14 protein-coding genes and 1 rRNA gene (1 of these 15 only partly in view) are annotated in these 21,004 nt (G+C 35.8%); 10 read left to right on the top strand and 5 right to left on the bottom strand.

Features of this window, described 5'->3' with window-relative positions; all coding sequences use genetic code 11:
* Positions 1-416 precede the first annotated feature (416 nt).
* The 3 genes from AsAng_RS00765 (at position 417) to AsAng_RS00775 (ending at position 4,257) form a co-directional block, all read left to right on the top strand.
* The gene (locus AsAng_RS00765; protein ID WP_264790860.1) at positions 417-3,275 is read left to right on the top strand and encodes a T9SS type A sorting domain-containing protein; all 2,859 of its coding nucleotides are present in this window, start codon (positions 417-419) and stop codon (positions 3,273-3,275) included.
* 88 nt (positions 3,276-3,363) lie between these two features.
* Positions 3,364-3,579, top strand: a complete 216-nt coding sequence (locus tag AsAng_RS00770) for a PID-CTERM protein-sorting domain-containing protein (protein ID WP_264790861.1) — start codon at positions 3,364-3,366, stop codon at positions 3,577-3,579.
* A 105-nt stretch (positions 3,580-3,684) separates the two neighbouring features.
* Positions 3,685-4,257: an archaeosortase/exosortase family protein gene (locus AsAng_RS00775; protein ID WP_264793594.1), complete on the top strand. Its 573-nt coding sequence runs from the start codon at positions 3,685-3,687 to the stop codon at positions 4,255-4,257.
* Positions 4,258-4,442: 185 nt separating this feature from the next.
* Here AsAng_RS00775 and AsAng_RS00780 read toward each other — a convergent pair whose 3' ends face one another.
* Complete coding sequence (locus tag AsAng_RS00780) at positions 4,443-6,797, bottom strand: DUF7619 domain-containing protein (RefSeq protein WP_264790862.1); 2,355 nt, start codon at positions 6,795-6,797, stop codon at positions 4,443-4,445.
* Positions 6,798-6,994: 197 nt separating this feature from the next.
* Between AsAng_RS00780 and AsAng_RS00785 the strand changes: the two genes are divergently transcribed.
* The gene (locus AsAng_RS00785) at positions 6,995-7,561 is read left to right on the top strand and encodes a Crp/Fnr family transcriptional regulator (protein ID WP_264790863.1); all 567 of its coding nucleotides are present in this window, start codon (positions 6,995-6,997) and stop codon (positions 7,559-7,561) included.
* 101 nt (positions 7,562-7,662) lie between these two features.
* Positions 7,663-8,316, top strand: a complete 654-nt coding sequence (locus AsAng_RS00790; RefSeq protein ID WP_264790864.1) for a cysteine hydrolase family protein — start codon at positions 7,663-7,665, stop codon at positions 8,314-8,316.
* A 74-nt stretch (positions 8,317-8,390) separates the two neighbouring features.
* Here the strand turns inward: AsAng_RS00790 and AsAng_RS00795 are convergent, their stop codons facing one another.
* The 3 genes from AsAng_RS00795 to AsAng_RS00805 form a co-directional block, all read right to left on the bottom strand.
* Positions 8,391-9,521, bottom strand: coding sequence for an imelysin family protein (locus tag AsAng_RS00795; RefSeq protein ID WP_264790865.1), 1,131 nt, complete (start codon positions 9,519-9,521; stop codon positions 8,391-8,393).
* A gap of 264 nt (positions 9,522-9,785) precedes the next feature.
* Positions 9,786-10,904 (bottom strand): DUF4856 domain-containing protein, encoded by a 1,119-nt coding sequence (locus AsAng_RS00800; RefSeq protein ID WP_264790866.1) that lies wholly within the window; start codon positions 10,902-10,904, stop codon positions 9,786-9,788.
* A gap of 169 nt (positions 10,905-11,073) precedes the next feature.
* Positions 11,074-11,475, bottom strand: coding sequence for a hypothetical protein (locus AsAng_RS00805; protein ID WP_264790867.1), 402 nt, complete (start codon positions 11,473-11,475; stop codon positions 11,074-11,076).
* A 369-nt stretch (positions 11,476-11,844) separates the two neighbouring features.
* On the opposite strand from AsAng_RS00805, the gene AsAng_RS00810 reads away from it, so the two are divergent.
* From AsAng_RS00810 to AsAng_RS00825, 4 genes are all read left to right on the top strand, one after another.
* On the top strand, positions 11,845-13,077 hold the full coding sequence (locus tag AsAng_RS00810; protein WP_264790868.1) for an alkaline phosphatase D family protein: 1,233 nt from the start codon (positions 11,845-11,847) through the stop codon (positions 13,075-13,077).
* A gap of 403 nt (positions 13,078-13,480) precedes the next feature.
* Positions 13,481-16,096, top strand: coding sequence for an AAA family ATPase (locus tag AsAng_RS00815; RefSeq protein ID WP_264790869.1), 2,616 nt, complete (start codon positions 13,481-13,483; stop codon positions 16,094-16,096).
* Positions 16,097-16,635: 539 nt separating this feature from the next.
* Positions 16,636-17,649: a tryptophan--tRNA ligase gene (gene trpS / locus AsAng_RS00820; RefSeq protein WP_264790870.1), complete on the top strand. Its 1,014-nt coding sequence runs from the start codon at positions 16,636-16,638 to the stop codon at positions 17,647-17,649.
* 80 nt (positions 17,650-17,729) lie between these two features.
* On the top strand, positions 17,730-18,566 hold the full coding sequence (locus AsAng_RS00825; RefSeq protein WP_264790871.1) for an alpha/beta fold hydrolase: 837 nt from the start codon (positions 17,730-17,732) through the stop codon (positions 18,564-18,566).
* Here the strand turns inward: AsAng_RS00825 and AsAng_RS00830 are convergent.
* Complete coding sequence (locus tag AsAng_RS00830; RefSeq protein ID WP_264790872.1) at positions 18,553-19,602, bottom strand: OmpA family protein; 1,050 nt, start codon at positions 19,600-19,602, stop codon at positions 18,553-18,555. The genes AsAng_RS00825 and AsAng_RS00830 overlap by 14 nt on opposite strands.
* A gap of 1,081 nt (positions 19,603-20,683) precedes the next feature.
* Here AsAng_RS00830 and AsAng_RS00835 point away from each other — a divergent pair.
* A 16S ribosomal RNA gene (locus AsAng_RS00835) occupies positions 20,684-21,004 on the top strand; it runs 1,204 nt beyond the window's last position.

Consider the following 21,004-nt stretch of genomic DNA (forward strand, 5'->3'; position numbering starts at 1 on the left):
ACTTATTTCTGAAATAATAGTTGTTTAATTTTTCTAGATAGCATTGCATTTTTAATGCTATAACTATAGGGTTTGATGGTTTGGAGGATTAGCTGGATCCATTTTATGTTGTATCCTTTTTACATTCTGTTGGGGGCTTAATTCCATAATTTGGATTTTTTTTTCAAGGCATGGAATTTTTTTTTGGAAATTAAATTAAGTAGTGCTGGTAGTCAGTGTTTTATGTATTGGTTTGAATTTGGTTTTACCTTAAATAGTATTTCAAATAACATCTGTTTAAAAGCGTATTACTGGAAAAGCAGATACCTAAAACATTATAAGCGATGGAATCAGTAAAACTATTTATAAGTAAGCAATTTTGTTGGGTCATAATTTTTAGTTTTTTCTTTATAAGTGAATCTAAAGCAACCCATGTTATGGGAGGAGAATTGACCTATACCTGTTTGGGGAATAATCAATATGAATTGACATTAATCGTATACCGAGATTGCAATGGGATCAATTTAGGAGCCTCTCAAACAGTTTATCAAAGTGATGATTGTGGATCGACTGTTAGTTATACCATGTCACAAGTTAGTTTTCAGGAAATTACACCAGTTTGTGCAAATGTTACAGGAACAGCTTGTAATGGTGGAGGTGGAACATACGGGATAGAGGAATTTGTTTATCAAACGACCGTTACACTAGACCCCAATTGTACCAATGTTAATTTCTTTTGGAGTCTTTGTTGCCGCAATAATGCAATTAATACCTTGAGTTCACCAGGTTCAGAATCTATGTACATCCATACCAGTATACCAGATGTTAATGTGTGTAATATTTCCCCCACCTTTTTAAATAATCCGACTCCTTTTGTTTGTGTAGGGCAGCCTGTAAATTATAATCATGGAGCAGTAGATACAGATGGGGACGATTTGATCTTTTCATTAATTGATTGCATGGACGATGCTTCTACCCCTGTTACTTATGCGACAGGTTTTAGCGCAACCAATCCTTTAACGACTTCTACTGGAGTGACAATTGATGCTGCAACAGGAGCATTAAGTTTTACACCTAGTCAAGTTCAAGTTGGTGTTTTGTGTGTATTGGTGGAAGAATATCGAAATGGAATTAAGATTAGTGAAATTGTCAGAGATATACAATTTACAGTATTAACCTGTAGCAATGATAATCCAACGCTAACAGGAATGGATAGCAGCAATACTTTTTCTACAAGCCTTAAGGTGGGAAATAGCTTATGTTTTGATGTGTTTTCTGATGACATCAATGCTGGACAAGTTGTTTCAATGGAATGGAATGAAGGAATCTCTACAGGTACATTTACCATTGATAGTTCAGGGCAGTTCCCAGAAGGAACCTTCTGTTGGACACCAACGGTTGATGATATTGGAACTAATATTTTTACGGTAACAGTTGCAGATGATAATTGCCCATTAGTTGGGATGAATACCTACACCTTTAATATTGATGTATCGATTGATACGGTGCAATCTATTGTGGATGGAAATTGGTCAAGTGCAGCAACGTGGGATTGTAATTGTATCCCTAACTCACTTCATAATATTATTGTTCATCACAATGTAGTCTTAGCTACTAACTTTACTTTAGGAGATGGCGGCTTTTTGCTGATTAATACAGGGGGAAACTTAGCAATTTCTGATACTTATGGATTGACAATAGACGGTGAATTTAATAATTATGGGACACTACAAGGAGATTTAATTATTAATGGAACCAGTTCAAAATTTGTTCGCTTAGGAAATCTTGAAAAAGTAGAAATTACGAATCCGACTAGTGTATTGGTTGCAGCAGATTGTAACATTAGCAAAAAATTAACCCTCAGCAATGGAGATTTTAATTCCAATGGTTATAATGTTATTCTCAGATCAGACACGACAGGATCGGCACTAGTAGAAGACAATGGAGGAACTTGTTCAGGAGATTTGATTGTCCAACGATATTTGTTTAATACCATAGGGCATCATTTTATTTGTTCACCATTTTCGGATGCTACGGTTAATGAATTGGACGATGATTTTTCTTTGTCACTTAACGCTGCTTTTCCACACATCTATTATTACGACGAGACGGATACCTCTATTCATAGTTCAGATGGGTGGTTGTCACCAGCAAGTACGGCTCATCTAATGGGACAAGCAGAAGGATATAGTTGTTATTTTATGGCAGGATCAGGTATTACATTGGATATGACGGGGAGTATTAATACAGGAAGTATCACCATTCCTCTAACACATACAACTAACTCAACTATAGATACAGGTTCTTGTCCACCAGAAGGCTGGAATTTGGTGGGGAATCCTTACCCTTCTCCTTTAGATTTTGATTTGTTGATGCAAGCTGCTCCTGCGGAGGTAGAGAAGGCACTCTACATTTGGGACCCCACTTCAAAAAGCTATTTAAGTTATGTTGATGGAATTGGTTCTCCTAGTAATTTTGGCGCTATTGTTCCTTCTATGCAAGGGTTTTGGATCAAAGCCAATAGCACCACTACTTTGAGTTTTGATAATAGTATGCGAATTACAGACCCTAGTACGACCACCAATACCTTCTATAAATCATTAACCCCTAATGCACCTATTTTTAGACTAGAAATGGGCAGACAAGGACAAAAAACAGAAATTGTTACCCGTTTTAAAGTAGGAGCAACTACAGGCTTTGATTCTAATTTTGATGCTTTTTTTATACCAAGTGAATATCCTGGTTTTGTAGATTTTGCAGTAGCAACAGGCGAAGGACCACTAGGAATTAATAGCCTACCACCCTTACAAACGATGCCTGTAATTATTCCATTACACCATAAAGTGGACCAGGGAGGAAGCTACACGATAGAACTAACAGAATTTACCAATTTTGGACCGAATGACCAGGTGATTTTAGAAGATGCTACTTTGGGAATTAATCATGTCTTAAATAATGCAGCTTATACCTTTACCGCAAGCCCTACCGATAATCCAAGACGGTTTAACCTTCGTGTAATACCCGCTGTAATAAGCCACACGGATCGTATGGATGACCAAAATGATTTAAAGATACACAAATGCAATGATGGGCTATGCCTATCTTTTCCAGAAGAAATTGTTACTACAGCAGACTTAAGAATTTATGATCGTTTAGGACAATTGGTGTATCAAACTACACTTAGTGAAGGACAACAGGAATACTTACTTGATAACATCAATTTACAAAGTCCCAATTTATATTTTGTAAAGATAGAGACACTAAATTATAATAAAACACAATCATTTGCTTGGTAAGTAAAATCAGCCCAAACGGGAGAACCTCCATTTACTTATGCCCTGTATTTTATTTAGATATATTTTTTCATTTGAAACACGATTAATTATGAAAACGATAAGAACAATAATCAAGAGTAATTGGATCAATAATGTTTGTAAACTGGTATTAGTAGGCGGTTTTATATTGAGCAGCTATACACCTGTATTGGCGGGCCCTCCTGGCCCTCCAGGTGTACCTTTGGATGGAGGAGCATCTTTTTTAATTGCAGCAGCAGTGGGATATGGTATGAAAACAATGGCAGGAAAGGAAAAAGAACAATAGTTTGCTTTTGGTAGCTAGAAAAATAAATTTAACATTACTCCACTGTTTTTTAATGGAGGATGATTTTTAACCAATAAATGAGCCAAACTTTTGCTCTTGATTAATATGGATAATGCACAGTTTAAAAAGACCTTTAGTAAGCCCGTATTTTTATCAAATTTTCAGCATAAAAACCCAGTTTTAGCTACTTTTTTGACTCGAATGATGGTGCTTTATGCACTATGGGAAGTCTGTTTTCATATTATATGGGCATTTCCAAATCTAATGGCGGGTTATCGAGCTTTTTCATTGTTTATCATTAAAGGCATTTTACAGCACACGGCTTGGGTTTTAGAATTGTTGGGGTATAGTACAGAAATGGAACTAGGAGAGCGTATTATTAAAATCGTAGGAACAACTGGTGTTTCTGTAGGGGAGCCCTGCATAGGTTTTGGAGTGATGGCTATATTTTTTGCCTTAATAATCTCTTATCCTGGATTATTAAGAAAAAAAATCTGGTTTTTGCCCTTGGGGCTGTCTTTAATTTATACAATGAATATTATTAGAATAGCCGTTTTAGCAATCATGGTGAAAATAGACCCAACGATTTGGGAACTGAATCATAAATTTATATTTAAAATAATCATTTACAGTGTAATCTTACTGCTTTGGAGGCAATGGATGAAATGGACAAAGTAAGCTGTTGTCTAACTTACCATCAATTGAGTGACTTTACTTTGCAATAAATGAAAAGCGAAAATACTTACCAGAGAACAATAAACTAAAAAAGTCTTTGTGCTATTTCTAGCACAAAGACTAACAGTACCGCTAAATTTTTAAACGTTTAAATAACACTACCCATTTAACAAGGCCTAATAATAGGATTATTTAAGTTTTACCATGCGTTGTGTAATTCTACCTAAGTCAGACTGTATATCCAAGAAGTAAATCCCTTGTGGTAAGTGAGATAGGTCAAGATTAGCTTTGTTGCTATTGGGCTGTATGCGTTGAATGATTTGCCCTTGAACAGATAATAAACGCACTTCTTGAATCATCACTTCTGATTCTAAATTGACAATTCTTTGAGCTGGGTTAGGATAAATTTTTAGCCCCCAAGCTTTATTTTCCTGGTTGTTTATTTGTTCTGTACTGGTAATGATCCAAGTGGTAGCATTATCAATTAGATGCTCGCTTACATTGGTAATAATAGGAGCATTATAATCAAAATAAATGGCTGCTTGGTTGCGAATAAATGTCCCTTCTGCCAAATTAGGAGTTTGTTTTACTTTGAAGGATACAAAACCATGTGAGGCAATTTCATTGATATTACTATCTGGCAACATGATATTTTCAAAACGCCATTCCAAAATACGATCTCCGTGGATATTAAAGGTGTAATCATGGCTTGATGCACCATATTCTACAGACAATATATCCAATTCAGCGGGCAATACATCTTGAATGACAACCGTAAATGCAGTGTCTGTACCTGTATTTTGGAAACGAATCATGTATTCTAAATCCGTATTGGAGCGGATGATATGAGCGTCCGAAAGTCCTAAAGGAAACCCTCTTTTATCATTAGGGTCGTAGCTACCAGTTGTTTGTATACAATCAATGTCTATATTGGGGTTAGCGTCGTCTTGTGGAAATTGATTGACGATACCAGGAACCCAATTCTGTACAATAGCAGCAGAATCGCCACAACGTTCAACAACAGCATTAGGGTGACTATTGCCAGGATGCATGGGATGTTGGTCAGCCTCTAAGCGCCAAGTGTGACCATTGGCAGGATAGCATAAAACTAAACTGTCGCCCCCTGCAATCATTAGGCTATCCGTTAGATAAAGAGCCGTATCTACATAGACACGAATAGGGCGGTGGCATTGCATGTCTCCTGAACCAGGATGCCCCGTGTTGTAGATGGTAAAACAAGCCAAGCTATCATCGACACAAGAGCCTGTGACCATAAGGCTGGAGCGATCCCAAATACTTGAACAGGGAGCCGTAACAACCGTAGAATCTTGATCCCGAAACATAGAACAGGAATCAACAGGTGAAATTACGGCTTCTGTACAAAGGGTTGCACCCATTGGTGTTGCACAGCTCAAACTACAGATAACAGCAATGCTTCCGCAATCTCCAGGATTTAGTGTACCTAAAGAAAATGTATACTCATTGCCTGAAATGTTTGTCCATGGAACGGTTGATGATAATGGGAATAGAGCCGTATCTAAGGTTACTGTTATTTCAACACTATCAGAAGATGTTGTTGATTCATGATCGTTACAATAATAGATATAGATTAAATTATTAGAAAAACAAGGGCGTAAAACAGGAACGGCAAGGTCAACCAATAAGTCGCTACAGGTGTGATTAATTTTTATACCAAAATTCTCTGAATCAATGGTATCATTGGGAGTTTGTGTAACCACTGTTCGAACAGATGGGTTAGGGCAAGTTGCCGACCAAAGGAAGGTATCAACCACTAACTCTACAGTATATGAATCGACCCCAACACCACAGAAACCATACTCTCCGTTGCTGTTGGTCGTAGAAAGATAACCACCAGGCTGTAATCGAACCAAACGTCCCGCTAAGCCTTGTTCGGTACTATCTTGGCTACAGTTGTTGTTATCGTCTTCGTATACGGTACCTGTAATAATAGAATTGCCTAAACCTAGGTTGCAAAGGATAGAACCAGAACCAGATAGGTGAGTTAGGGCAACATTAGTTGGCTGATTGGAGAAGTTGGTTACCATAAGCACGTAAACAGAACCTACTGTGGCATTAGAAATACTAACGTATTCGATAGGACTAGCACTATAAGAGCAGGTATCGATAACATTGCCAGGGATTGCACCACCATTGCCTAGGTTACCACAGGCACTGAAGGCATCAGCTGTAGAATTAAAGGGACCCCATAAGATAAAATCTAAATCAAGTGAATTAAGACTCTTAAGTTCCATATTAATAGAACCACTAGCACCTACGGTCATATAAAACCAAACAGGGTTGGGCTGGGTGCCTAGGCATCCATAGTTATTCCCAACTGGGGCAGTAGGTGTATTTATAGGAATTGGAAAGGTATCATTGGAACAGACATAACTCATCGTAGAACAAGTTTGGCTAGTATCTCCATTGGATAAACAAAAAAAATCTGTGCCTACCATTTGTGCGCTAAGTACCGAACTACACAATAGCAAGCAGAATAAAAATAAAGTGTGGAGGAATTTCATAGGAATAATTTTAATGGATTAAATATAAATATTTTTTCTGTATAATGTACAGTTCTAGAACGAGGTTGGAGTACATTGTGCTGCTTGAATGTTAATAATTTGTTATTCTTTCTTAATAAGAAAAAGAAATGGTGATTGATGTTGCTCCTTTGTGTACTTTAAGGCAATTTTAGAATCGTTAAATTAAGGGGGAAATAATGGAACAATTAATCACATATATTAACCAATACATGGTTATTAGTGAGGCACTTCAAAGGGCTTTGTTAGATTGTTGTTGTTGGGAATCCGTTCCTAAAGGTCAACTACTGATTGAAGAAGGAAAAGTTTGTCGAAAAAAATGGTTTATCCAAAAGGGACTAACCAAAGCTTTTTGGGTTAGTCCTACAGGAATCCCAAAAATAGTTGGGTTTCATTTGGAAAATACATGGATGACGCAGTTGGATAGTTATGAACATGGCACTGCTTCGGCTATTTATCTGGAGGCAGTAGAAGAATTAGAAGTTTTGGTTTTGTCAAAAGAGGATGAGCTAAAGTTATTGGAATACCCCGACTATGTTAAACTGCAATACCTTTTGTGTAAAGAAGAATTAATAAAAAATTATCAAATTCAACGCCAAATCAACAGCTTAGATGGTCTAGAGCGCTATCGTTTTTTGATGGAACATTTTCCAGCACTGATTCATCGGGCAAAGTTAAAGGATATTGCCTCTTTTATAGGAATCTCACAAGAACGATTAAGCCGAATTAGGAAAGTAATTTATTGACCTCAGGTCAATTATAGAATGAAAAGAGTAGCCTACCTTTGTATAGAAAGTAAAAATGGAATGATTTTCCAGTTCGTATAGTATTAAAATTTGCTAATAATATGAAGGTAGTGTTTGGTATAGGTGCAGTTATTTTATTGAGTTTGGTAGTTTGTATTTATCGTTTAGAATGCATTCAAAGAGCCATTTCTAAGGGAATTCCAATAGATCAAAGTAAGCGATTAAATCATGCTTTGCTAATTATAGATCTTCAAAAAGATTTAACAAGTCCCGATGGAAAGATGCCTATGGATCTAACTCAAACGGATCAAATTATAGAACGGTTAAATAAGTATTTGAAAACTTTCCTGAAGCCTAATACGATTGTTATTTATATTCAGCAGCAATATGAAAAAAATTGGCTTTTAAATGTCTTAACGAATAACGCTTTATTAGAGCAGAGCAGAGGTGTTCAGTTAGATGAGCGTCTGATTGGTTTGAAAGGCGCATTTTACTTGAAAAAGCAACTTAGAGATGCTTTTAGTAATCCAAAATTGGACGAAATTTTGGCGCATAACAAGGTGGGGCATTTGTGGATTTCAGGAATAGATGCTTCTTATTGTGTCAATTCAACGATAGAAGCGGCTCAACAGCGAAACTATAAAATAACAGTATTAGAAGATTTGGTTGGAGCAAAAACGAAGCAGAAATTAGCGAAACAGATGATAAAGTGGAAAAAAAAATCTATACGAATTCAATCAACTACAGTGGAATAGCTAGGATATGAAAAAAAAATGCGCCATTTAAAAAAATCTAAATGGCACATTGATACTATTTATATTGGTTGCTCTTAGTCACCATCATCTACTTGATCAATATAAGTAATGCTAATGCACAAAACAGCAGGCATACTTGTTTTGGTATTTACCATTTGGTTTTGAGCGGCGGCATACGCTGCTTTTACCCCTTCAATATTATTATTAATTGCATCATGAAGAGTACTAGGCTGTAAATCGGTTAAAGCACTAATTGCTAAGTCATATTGTGTCTGAATAACAGTATGTAAATCTTCACTGCCTTTTTTGGCATTGGCAGCCAATAGATAATCATCTAAACCAACTCCATTGTTACCATTGGTCATACCTAAAAATACATGCTTAGCGGCTTGAATTGCTGTAATCGCTAAGGGGATAGATTGACCGCTATAATAAGCCTCGACATTTTCTGGAAGCAAAGGAACGTAGCCTGTTTTGGCACTGATGGGTATACCTAGCTTTTCATTTTTAATCAACTCATAGCTTTGATTTAATTGATTGACCAAATCACTAAGTGGTTTACCGTTGGCTACGCCTTCGGTAGAGGTAAAGGTATTTAAATAATTGGCACCCGTTGGTTTCCAAGCGTCATATACGGCATTCGCTTTTTGTAGAATAAGTGCTGTTACATCTTTTAGAAATTGCTTGCGATTGGAAGCATTAACAGCAGTAGAATAGGCGTTGAGAATGTCTGCATTTGTTGCTCCTGTACCATAAAGTAAATAATCTAGAGCAGGAAAACCTCTAGTATACGAATAGGTTTCACTCGTTAAGTCATAACTGCCTGATGCAATAGCATCATTAAGGCGAGTCACAAAAACGGGGAAATTGTTCATAGAAGAACGCAAATTTTCTGTGGCAGCTGGACCAAATTCAAATATAGCAGCCGTTTGCCAAGTTGTCCAAGCGGTTTGGAATTTATTTCTTAGATTTTCGAGTGTTATAGCAGTTGGAGTATTGGCAAAGGAAATAGCAGCGGTATTAAGGCTATCAGCCTCATGTGCTAGCGATTGATAGCTGGGAAGAATGATGTTATTGCCGATATTAGATAATAAACTAAGTTGATCAAATTCTGTCGCACAAGGATTGTTATCTGGTGTTTCGCAGGCAGAAAAGGAGAATAATAGGGTAGCTCCCATTAAAATAGATAATATAATCTTTTGCATAACTGGTATACTAATTTTGTAGTCCGTTCAACTTTTTAGTTTTTTCTTTAAAACTAAAAAATATGATTTACAGAATTGATTATTAATTAGATAAGTTTTTTAGCTCATAATTCAAAAGAATTAACAATCAATTTTACATGAACTATTGATAATTAAGAAGATGAGGACAATTGTGAGGCTAATTAATGGGATGCTAAAAATGAGAATTGGGCAATTGCGATCCCCAATTCTCATTTATTTAAACTCAAAGATAAAGAACTTCTTTTACAAAGTATCTTTTACATTTTCTAAATCTGTAAAATAACCAACCAAAGCAGTTTTTGCTGCCTCAATTTTTGCAGTTGTAACGTTATAGTTATTGGCTTGTAATGGATCTGAGTTACCAAATAAATCAGTTAAGATGGTATTAACTTGTGCATCTGTAATTGCTCCAGTTCCTGCACCATATTTGATAGACATGATAAAACCAAATACCTCTGATAATTCATGGTAAGCAGCAAATACATCTGTAGAAATATTATTAGCAGCTTTATTCAAATAATAAATAGAGGTAGCAACGGTAACCAATTCCCAGTTTTTGCGCAAAATTGTGATTTGCTCATCACGAGTAGCAATATCTTTAGCTGAGATAGCAGCACGTCCTTTCAAAAATGCATTCATCATTTTCTCGTTCAATGGATATACCGCTTCGTGTTTGTTGCAATATTTTCCCCAAAAAGAAACCCCTGTTGTCGTAGTAGGGAAATCAGTAGGTACACCAAAGTAACCAAAAGCTTCATCCCAGTGATGTTCCATGTTGGTACCTTTTCCTGCATTGACTAGATTGTTGTCTACATTCATTTTGCCGTCCCCCATGTAAACAGCAGTTGCTTGATAATAAAAACAAGCTCCCATCAAGCCTTTTTCAATAACTTGAGTTAACTCAATACCATTTGCATTAAATAGGTAATTTTTTGATCCTGCATTGTTCGACCCAATTCCTGCATGTCCATTTGCTGCTGCTGCATTGGTTGATTGACTAGCTACTGCTACAGCATCCATGTAAGCTTCAAAATTGGTTTGCTCTGTAGTAATTGTTTTGTCCTTTAATTGCTTACTTGAACCATTCAAATCCGTAGTAGAGAAGTGATTACCTGTGTTATCTCCATACATGTCTTTTATTTTGGCAGCATCCAAGGCAGGAGCATTACTTGCATGGGCAGTTTTGATGTAGCTAGTAATCTCGCCCATCATATCCAAGCGGTTTTGTTGACCCGTATAACTTACATTTTCAAAGTTATAGGTGGTAGGAACAGTATAAGAAGTGTCTTCAGGTTGGCAAGAAGTTAGACCAATTGCTAACGCAGCGCCTATTGATAAAAGGTGGTTTGATGAAAATTTCATTGTTTAATCGTTTAAATAAGTATTGCAATATACCTTCTATTTACTTATTATAAAGTAGGGACATAGAAAGGTGTTTTTTAGATTGTGGGGCAAAACTAAAACTTATTTAAACTAAATCCAAATAAAAATACGTCTTTAAAAAAAGGTCTTTTTATAATAGATTGATTATCTATTGCCAATTGTTTTTAAATTCTTCTAAAGAATTGTTGTTTTGGGCAGCGGCTTCAAACTTGTTAAAGAACGCTTGATTTTTTTGTAGAATTTTATAATTGGTTCGATAATAAGTGATTGACCAAAATGTAAACAGGACAAAAACAATTCCCCAAATCATCCAAAGCGCAATAAAACTATTCATGTGATCTGACATTAGAGAAAAAGCAGAACTAACAGTAATAATAAAAGTCACTGCTATAAAGAAGAAAATACTTGATTTTCGATTGCGTTTATATAGTTTCTCTGCATCTTTACCTATAACCTTATCTTTTATTTTTGTATAATTAGTAAGATTGCGTTTGTAGGTAAGAAAAAGACGTTCTAAGTCATGATCTGAAAAAGAGGCAAGTGTTTGCATAATTTACTGATTAGCAGTTTGTTGTTGTTGGTTAATTGACAGTGCCGTAGACTTTGACAATTACTTAACTAAATAATAGCGCAAAGTTAATTATTTTTGTAAGGATATTGTAATGAATTGCAATATGAAGCAGATGAAATCAAGAATAATAATTGGGGGGGAGCGTAATTTTTATTATATATAATGAGAATGTTATTTATGAATCAACCCATACATACAATCTGCTAAAATCAATTATTTACTCATTTTGCTCCTGAGCATCGTTTGTAATTGATAACAATTCTTATTCAACCTTACTCCGTTAAAAAACTATCTCACGAGTGTAACGAGCTAAATAAGGGAGTATTAATTCAAGAAATCTAGAATTATATGATAAAAAAGCTTGTTTTTTTTCTTTTGTTGATCGGCAACATTCAATTGTCGGCTCAAAATTTTGATGTTGAAATTGGACCTATTTATGGGCATTATACCGATAGTACAAGTCAGTTTTGGATGTTGGTAAAACCGCATTCGAAGGAAAATGTCCTCTTGGATTGGGTCACTCAATTTAATGCAGATTTGTACGAATATTTTGAAACCTATACAGAGGCTACTGTACGAGAAGTTGAGCAGAGTTTAGTGGTTATGGAATCTTATGTTATCGTAAAGGGGCAGCTAAACCTAAAGAAAAAAAACGATCATCAAGATATTAGCTTTTTAATAGGCTCCTGTGCGTTTCCTTATCCTTTTGCTTTTTGGAGTGGCAAAAAGAAGGAAGTTATTTTTGAAACCATGACAAAACAGGATAAGGATTTCATGATATGGATGGGCGATAATGTTTATTATTTGTTTGGGGAGTGGAAAAGCAAGCAGAGGATGCACAAAAAAAACATCAAAATGCGTTTTAAACCCAAACTTAAAGATTTTTTGGAGAGTTGCCCGCAGTATGCAGTGTGGGATGACCATGATTTTGGTGACAATAATGAGGGAGGAGATTATACTGGAAAATATGAATCCTTAGAACTCTTTAAGTACTATTGGAGCAATCCCTATTATGGCACTGCAAGCACCCCAGGAGTTTTTTGTCATTTTGGTCATTCGGATGCAGACTTTTTTATGTTGGATAGCCGTTTTCATGCTAGTGATAGTAGTATGTTGGGGGAGGAACAAATGAAGTGGTTGCAAAAAAAATTAAGAGCATCTAAGGCAAATTTTAAATTTATTATCTCAGGAACACAAGTACTTCCTAACAATCCTAGTGGTGAAGATTTGGGAGATTTTGGAGCATCAAGAGAGGAGTTATTAACCTTTTTGAGTGAAGAAGACATTAAAGGCGTTATTTTTCTTAGTGGCGACCGACATTATGGTGAGTTAATGAAGTTGGAACGGGACAACCAATATCCTCTTTATGAAATGACAAGCTCACCACTAACTTCACTGGTCAATCCAGGTTATACTAAAGAGAACCCTATTCGATTGCCCGAAACCTTAGTATTGGATTTAAATTTTGGTAAAATTCATCTTTTGGGAAAAGGAAAAGATAGACGTTGCCACTTAGAGCTTTTTGATCGGAACGGAAAACTTTTTTGGCAGCATGATATTTTTCTATCAGAATTGCAATAATTGTTTTTGCAACAGCAATGTTTCGAAGGTACATAGAAGTCTAAAATACTTACTAGAACCTATTTGTTTTTGACAGTACCCCGCTAAATAAATCGTATTAATTTATGGTATGAGTGCTTTTGGGGGGATAATTAGTGATATATGCTCTTGTTGGTCTAGGTGCTAAAAAATGATAATCAATTTGATACATGAGCAAAGCAAATTATGTTGGCTTGGAGCTAAAACTATACTGTGCAGTAGTCCTGAAGATAAAGGCGAAAATCAACGGAGCATTAAATATTAATAGACTGAAAAAAAATGAAAACAATTATTTTTTTTCTAAAAAATAGTAAATTACACAGCCAATAATTATATCAGTAGATTCTAAAATTACATCGCTTCAACTAATACCAATAAGTAAACTATGAAAGATGACCAAAATGCTATTGGAGGTAACTATAAATATAATAACCTAAAGGTCTTTAGTTCTGTAGAGAATTTTTACAAAAACCTGAAGAGCTATCGTCGTGTTTTTGATGAGTCAGAATGTCGTTATATCTATGGAGAACTATCGTTTTATAATAAATTATTTGATGAGCGGGATTGGAAGTGCGAATCTAGGTTAGTCTGTACAGATGTTAACAAAGGGGAGCAGATTTGCGATATGAAAAAGAATATTGAGGTTAAGAAAGAGCAGAATATTGTAAAAATTCAAGAAGGTTGGGGAACCGCAAACCCTGGATGGTGGAAACGAGGAAAGTATAAGTGGGATGCTTATTTGGACGACCAATATTTAGGCACTTCTTATTTTTATGTTATTGATGAAGGACCTGTCTCGGCAGAGTCAAACCCTTATGTTGAAATCAAAGATATTCGTTTGTTTGAAAGTTCTATTGATGGAAGACCAAACAAAGATAGAAAGTATTTAAAAAAGTTCAATAAGTCAACCACTCGCTATGTAAATGCTGAGATTACTATTGATATCTTAAGTAAGACTAGACCGTTGCCTCTAAATTTTAAGTTTAATTTTTACAATGATGTAGGGCAGCATAAGGCTTATATGAATTATTTCAAAGAAATTCATGATGATATAACTACATTTACTTTTGATACAGGTTATGGTTCTAATAAAGGTAATTATTGGTTTGAAGATGACTACACGTTAGAAGTTCAGTTTATGAATGAGCTCATTGCCGTTGTTCCTTTTGTGGTTGCTCAAGAAGAAGAAGAGATGGACGGAACCTTATCTTTCTCTATTGATAACAAGATTGAACAAGCCAGTACCAAAGGTCTAAAAAAAGAAGGTAAGCCAACTTTTGAGGAGGCTACCGAGGAACTAAAGGCTTTAATTGGTTTGGAGGCTGTAAAAAAACAAATTGATGAGTTTGCAACCTATCTTAAATTTCTAAAAATTAGAGAACAAAAGGGCTTTAAGGAGGACAATACTTTTAATTTGCACACGGCCTTTTTAGGAAACCCTGGTACTGGAAAAACGACCGTAGCCAAAATGTTGGGCAAAATTTACTATAGCTTGGATTTACTGTCTAAAGGAGATGTACACGAAGTCGGGCGAGTAGATTTGGTGGGAGAGTATATTGGGCAAACGGCACCAAAGGTTCAAAAGGCCATAGATAAGGCGAGGGGAGGTATTTTATTTGTAGACGAAGCTTATGCGCTTTCCAACAGGGGGGATGACAACAAAGATTTTGGAAAAGAAGTAATTGAAGTATTACTCAAAGAAATGTCAGATGGGCCAGGTGATATTGCTATTATATTTGCAGGCTATCCCAAAGAGATGCAAGCGTTTATTAGTTCCAATCCAGGTATGAGCTCTCGTATTTCTAGTCACATTCATTTTTCGGATTATATTCCTGATGAATTAATGGAGATTGCTTCTTATGCTGCCGAAAAACGAGATGTCAGCATTAATGAAGAGGCGAAAGTATTGTTGTACAAAAAAATAGTAGAAGCTTACCGAGGTCGAGATCAGCATTTTGGCAATGCTCGTTTTGTGAATGGAATTATCGAAGAATGCAAACAAAACATGGCTTTGCGTTTGATGAAAACGGAAAATTTTGAGGCACTAGAACACGAGGATTTATCAACGATTGTTTTGGAGGATATTGAAAAAGCATTTGGTATTACCAACAGCAAAAAAGTACATATTCCTGTGGATGAAGCTGCCTTGGGCGAAGCCTTAAAGGAATTACACGAAATGATTGGTCTGGAGGAAGTAAAACAGGATGTCGATGAAATGGCCAAACTCGTACGTTATTATACAGAAATAGGGCGAGATGTAAAAAAGGCTTTTTCTATGCATACGGTATTTACTGGAAATCCTGGGACTGGAAAAACAACGGTTGCTCGAATTTTAGTAAAAATTTACAAAGCATTGGGTATTCTTGAAAGGGGACATTTGGTAGAATGTGATCGCAAAGAATTAGTAGCGGGGTATACAGGACAGACAGCCATCAAAACGGCTGCTATGATCGATCAAGCTATTGGAGGGGGCTTATTTATTGACGAGGCTTATTCTTTAACTCAGGGAGGGCAGGGCGATTTTGGTCGAGAGGCTGTTGAAACCTTGCTAAAACGCATGGAGGATCAACGAGGGGAGTTTATTGTTATTGCTGCTGGTTATCCGCATGAGATGCAAAAGTTTTTAGAAATTAATCCTGGTTTGATGTCTCGTTTTGATCGAACGCTTAATTTCCCAGATTATTCAACCATTGAACTAATCGAAATTTCGGAGGTGATGTTCGAAAAAGAAAATTTGTATTTGGACGCTCCATCTAAAGAACATTTAACGAAGTACGTAGCAGGAATGTTAGAACACAAGCATAAATACTTTGGCAATGCTCGTTCTATTCGAAAAGTGGTCAAAGAAATTGCTCGCCGTCAAAATTTACGCCTAGCAGAACTTCCTTCTGATCAGCGTACTTCAACGATGGTTCGCACCGTAACAATTGAGGATTTTAAAGACTTTAAACTGATTGAGCAAAATGACGATACTCCCAAAAAGGGGATTGGCTTTAGATAGCAACCAACTAAGTTGAAGGAATAAAAAAGAGGACAATATGCACCAATCAGCATATTGTCCTTTGTTTGATTGTGAGTTGTGTCAAGTCTCCTATGCTTTCAGAAAGCTGTGTGATGGATAGGATAGGCTGATGATGACCAAAATACACAAATTGGGTAAAAAGTAGCGTTGTTCTAAATTTGTCCGATGAATGGCTAAAGCAATTACTTCTTTTAGTACAAAACAACAATCTCCTAATTACAAATTATAGGTTGGAATCTTAGGTTGTGTATGTGCCCAATAAAGCAAATTTTGACTTCCTCGTTCCAATAGTCAAAGGCTTATTTAAGAAGGTTGGCTAAGGTGATAAGCCAATTCAATGTTCTTCAGAATACCTGTTTTTAATAAAGTGGTAATTTTTTCGAGCATCATGGGAACTTTTAGTATAATTGTAACCTTTCTTTTATATTCATAATAACATTAAGAATAATATCGATCAAAATTATGAAATAAAAAGAACGATTTTTTTAATACATTTAAACTTTCAAAAAATTAAAACAATGAGTACCAAGAAACGAATTTTATCAGCTATCCAACCCACTGGGAACATGCATTTTGGCAATTATTTTGGAGCTGTACAAAATTGGGTGCGTTTGCAGGAAGAATACGATTGTGTGTATGGTGTTGTGGATTATCACGCAATGACCATGCCGTATGACCCTAAAAAACTGCGTCAAAATACTTGGGAAATTCTGTTTAATTTAATGGCTGTAGGCGTGGAACCCAATAATTTATTCATTCAATCGTTGGTTCCAGAACATGCTGAACTAAGCTGGATTTTTAATTGCTTTTGCTCTTATGGTCGTTTGAGCCGTATGACTCAATTTAAAGACAAGAGCGCACAGTCTAAGGAAAAAGCAAGTGATGATTTTATCTCAGCAGGATTGTTTGATTATCCAGTATTGCAAGCTGCCGACATCTTAATTTACAAAGCAGATTATGTGCCTGTTGGTAAAGACCAAGACCAACACTTGGAATTGACCAGAGAAATTGCAGAACGATTTAATCGATTGGTAGGAAAAGAATATTTTGTATTACCAGAAACCTTGCATACGGAAATTCCTAAGGTAATGTCAACAGCTGATCCTGCTCGAAAGATGAGTAAAAGTGCAGGAGAGAAACATTATATTTCTGTGTTCGAAGAAGAGGCAAGAATTCGAAAACAAATCAATAGAGCTGTAACCGATACAGGAGATACTCCAACGGGTGAAATGAGCGCAGGGGTTGAAAATTTATTCAGTTTGCTAAAAGCAGCTGCTCGAATGGATGCTTACAATGGTCTGATGGCAGATTACAATGCTGGAAACCTAAAATATTCTGACTTAAAAGGTGAAGTAGCAGAGGGCTTGGTGACCTTAAGTAATCAATTTAAAGCGAATAAAGAAGATATTCTTAGTCGCAAGAAAGAAATTAAGGGGCAAATCAAAGCTTCTTCTGCTGAAATTCGCAAACGTGCACAAGAAACGGTTCGAGAAGTGAAGGAATTGGCAGGATTGAGTAATGTTAAGTTTTAAATATATGGAGTTGTTGTAAGTAGCGTTTTGCACTTACAGCAACTTTTTCTTTTATATAGGCTGAATAATTAATATTTCCAATGATAATAAGCACTGTTCAGTTAGAAAATACTCAGTTAGAATATTGTATAACGGGGACTGATAATTCTATAACTATACTTTTTGTTCATGGGCTAGGAGCTAATTTAAGGCAGTTTGAAAAACAGCATGTTTATTTTAGTAAAACGCACCAAGTCCTTTCACTTAGTTTTTGCGGACATGGGAACTCTATTGCCTTGCGTTCATCTACTGCAACTGATTTTGGATTAAGCCGATTTGCGAATGATATTATTGAGTTATTGGATTTTTTGAAAATCCAAAAAGTGCATTATGTTGGAAACTCTATGGGAGGGAACATAGGGTTTGAATTGGCTCAAAAATCTCCTGATCGTTTACGTACATTCACTACTTTTGGGACAACAGGGCGGTTAACAAAATCAAAATGGTTGGTCGGGGGAATAAAACTAATTTATAAAATACTCCCCCTAAGTGTCATTGCTAAATTATCTAGTGTTGCTGGGCAGACTCCATACGCCAAAACAAAAATCCAAGATATGTTAAGTTGCGCTTCTAAGGAGACCATTTTAGCCATCATTCCTCACCTTGCCAATTTCAACTATTTAGATACAATCAAGAGGTTGAAGGTAAATAGCATGATTATGCGTGGAGAAAAAGACCATGAAATTAATCAAGTGCTAAAGGAGACCATAAGCACTTTTCAAAAACATCATCTTTCTTTTCAATGCAAGAATTTCAAAAAAGCGGGGCATTTTCTCAATTTGGATACCCCCGAGTTGTTTAATGAGGAACTAATGCGATTTTTAGTGAAAATTGATGGGGATAACCCAACAAATGAGAATAAAACTATAACTCAATAAATTTAATCTCAATTCGCTCATTCTTTTTGCGCCCTTTGGCAGAATTATTTAAGGTAATAGCATCTTTATTACCACGCCCAAGACCTTTTAATTGAGAACTTAAAACGTCCTGCCCTTCCAAATAATTGACAATTGCTTTTGCTCGAGCAGTAGAAAAGGTCAAACTTTCCATAGCATCTAAACTATTATCTGTATGGCTTGAAATTTCCACTTTTAACTTGGGGTTTTCCAGCAAAGTTTTAGCGAGTGCTTTTAATATGCCAAAGGATGATTTTTTTAGAACATCGGAACCTTCTTCAAAGCTCACTTCTGCTAATAACAAGCGTTGATTCTTTTTTAACGTCATATTGGGGCTATAAGAAGTTAAGGTTTGCTCCTTAAACTCAGAAACAGAAACAGCATCTATAAAAATATAAGTACATTCTTTTTTAGTTCGATTTTCGAACAAGCCTGTATTTGTGGTACTAAAGTTTCCAATAGCTATAAATTGTTCTCCTCCGTTTGCTACGTACAAGGCAGAAATTTCTTCCCACTCATATTGTTTGGTGATGAGACTCTGCTTATTGTTTTGTAAAGCTAACGCTGGGACATCAATTGCTCGCCGATCTAGACTGTACGCTAATGGACTTGCACTAAGTACGACCCCTACTTCCTGGATGGGTTGTTGGCAAAATTGAATGGGCAAACGAACATTCATTTTTATTACATATTGTTTGCCTGCTTCTAATGCTGTAACCAATCTTCCTTGTTGGCATTCTGTGGCAATATCCATTTTCTGAATCGATAACACATTCCCTTGGCTGGCAGGAGGGAGCTTCATCCCTTGTATAAATGATTTTGACTCTTTTGATAATGGACAATTGGTATTGATATAACTAGGGTTTCCTGCAATCCTAGACCAGCTATTTACCGTATCGATTCGTTCTGTTGTTCCATCGCAAATAGCACCTTCTTCAAATGAAGGGTTAACAACTAAGTTTTGAGCATTGGCATAAACAACTGAAAAAATTAAGAAGTAACAAGTGATTATTTTCATACTATATAATAGGTATATGATAATTTAAGTTGAATAACTATTTTGATAACCTCAATTGGTTGATTAGTGGATTCGGAAATTTATGATCTATTCCTTTTTATCTACAGGAGTAATCAGAATTTGGGTATAAATGTAGATTTTATTTTAAACATCTGCACCAATGGAATTAGATATAGATGAAAAATTGTGCTGCTAGTTAAATAGAACCAATAGTTTTTAATGACCAGTAAAATGACAAAGGGTATTTTTACATGAGAGTTCCTCTATTTATTATAACTAGTATTGGTAGAGTTTAAAAATGAGGTTAAGCGCATTAATTTTATAGTATAAGGTTCTTCTTCTTGTTTATATTAAAATTTTGTGCCAAAAAATAAAAAGGTAGACGATTGCTTTATAATAGATTGTTATCGGAATGGAGAGAAAATGTTAAAAAATATAAATTATTCATAAAGAAAACTTGTGAAAACCAAAAAGGGATATTACCTTTGCTTTCACCTCAAAAGAGAGGTAGTGTGTAAATGAAAAGCAAAAAAGACGACAAAAATAATTTTTTAAAAAAGCTTTGAAAATGTTTTGTGGTTTAAAAATAAAGTTAGACATTTGCAACCGCTTCGAAAGAGAGGCAATCGTAAAAGAGAGGAAAAGCTTATGAACTACAAGAAAAAGTTTTTGCAAAATAAAAGTAAAAACATTTGGTAGTTTAAAAATAAAGTTAGACATTTGCAACCGCTTCGAAAGAGAGGTGTTGAGGAAAGAAGAAAGAGAGAAGCACTGCAAAAAAATAATTTTAGAAAAAAGTTTTAAAAATATTTTGCGGTTTAAAAATAAAGTTAGACATTTGCAACCGCTCAACGAGAGAGCGGTAAGAAATAGTCTCGGAAGAGGCAGAAAAAGATATTTGAAACGACAGGATAATTAGGTAAGAAACTAAAGAAATTTAGTGGAAAAGAATTGATCGAGAGATCAAGAGCAAGCGTAGAAAGAGAAGAGGACATGAGTGACAAAAAGAGAGACTATTTAAGGAAGTATATATAATATATGAAATTAGATAGCCGTCAAAATAACAAACAAAACTAGAAATAGTATGGAGAGTTTGATCCTGGCTCAGGATGAACGCTAGCGGCAGGCTTAATACATGCAAGTCGAACGGTAACAGGTCTTCGGATGCTGACGAGTGGCGCACGGGTGAGTAACGCGTACAAAACCTACCTTTTACTGGGGGAAAGTCGCTGGAAACGGCGAATAATCCCGCATAATACTATAAAGCTGCATAGTTAAATAGTTAAAGGCTTCGGTTGGTAAAAGATGGTTGTGCGTCCCATTAGCTAGATGGTAAGGTAACGGCTTACCATGGCGACGATGGGTAGGGGGCGTGAGAGCGTGATCCCCCACACGGGTACTG

The sequence above is a fragment of the Aureispira anguillae genome, assembly GCF_026000115.1.
GTDB classification, from domain to species: Bacteria; Bacteroidota; Bacteroidia; order Chitinophagales; family Saprospiraceae; genus Aureispira; species Aureispira anguillae.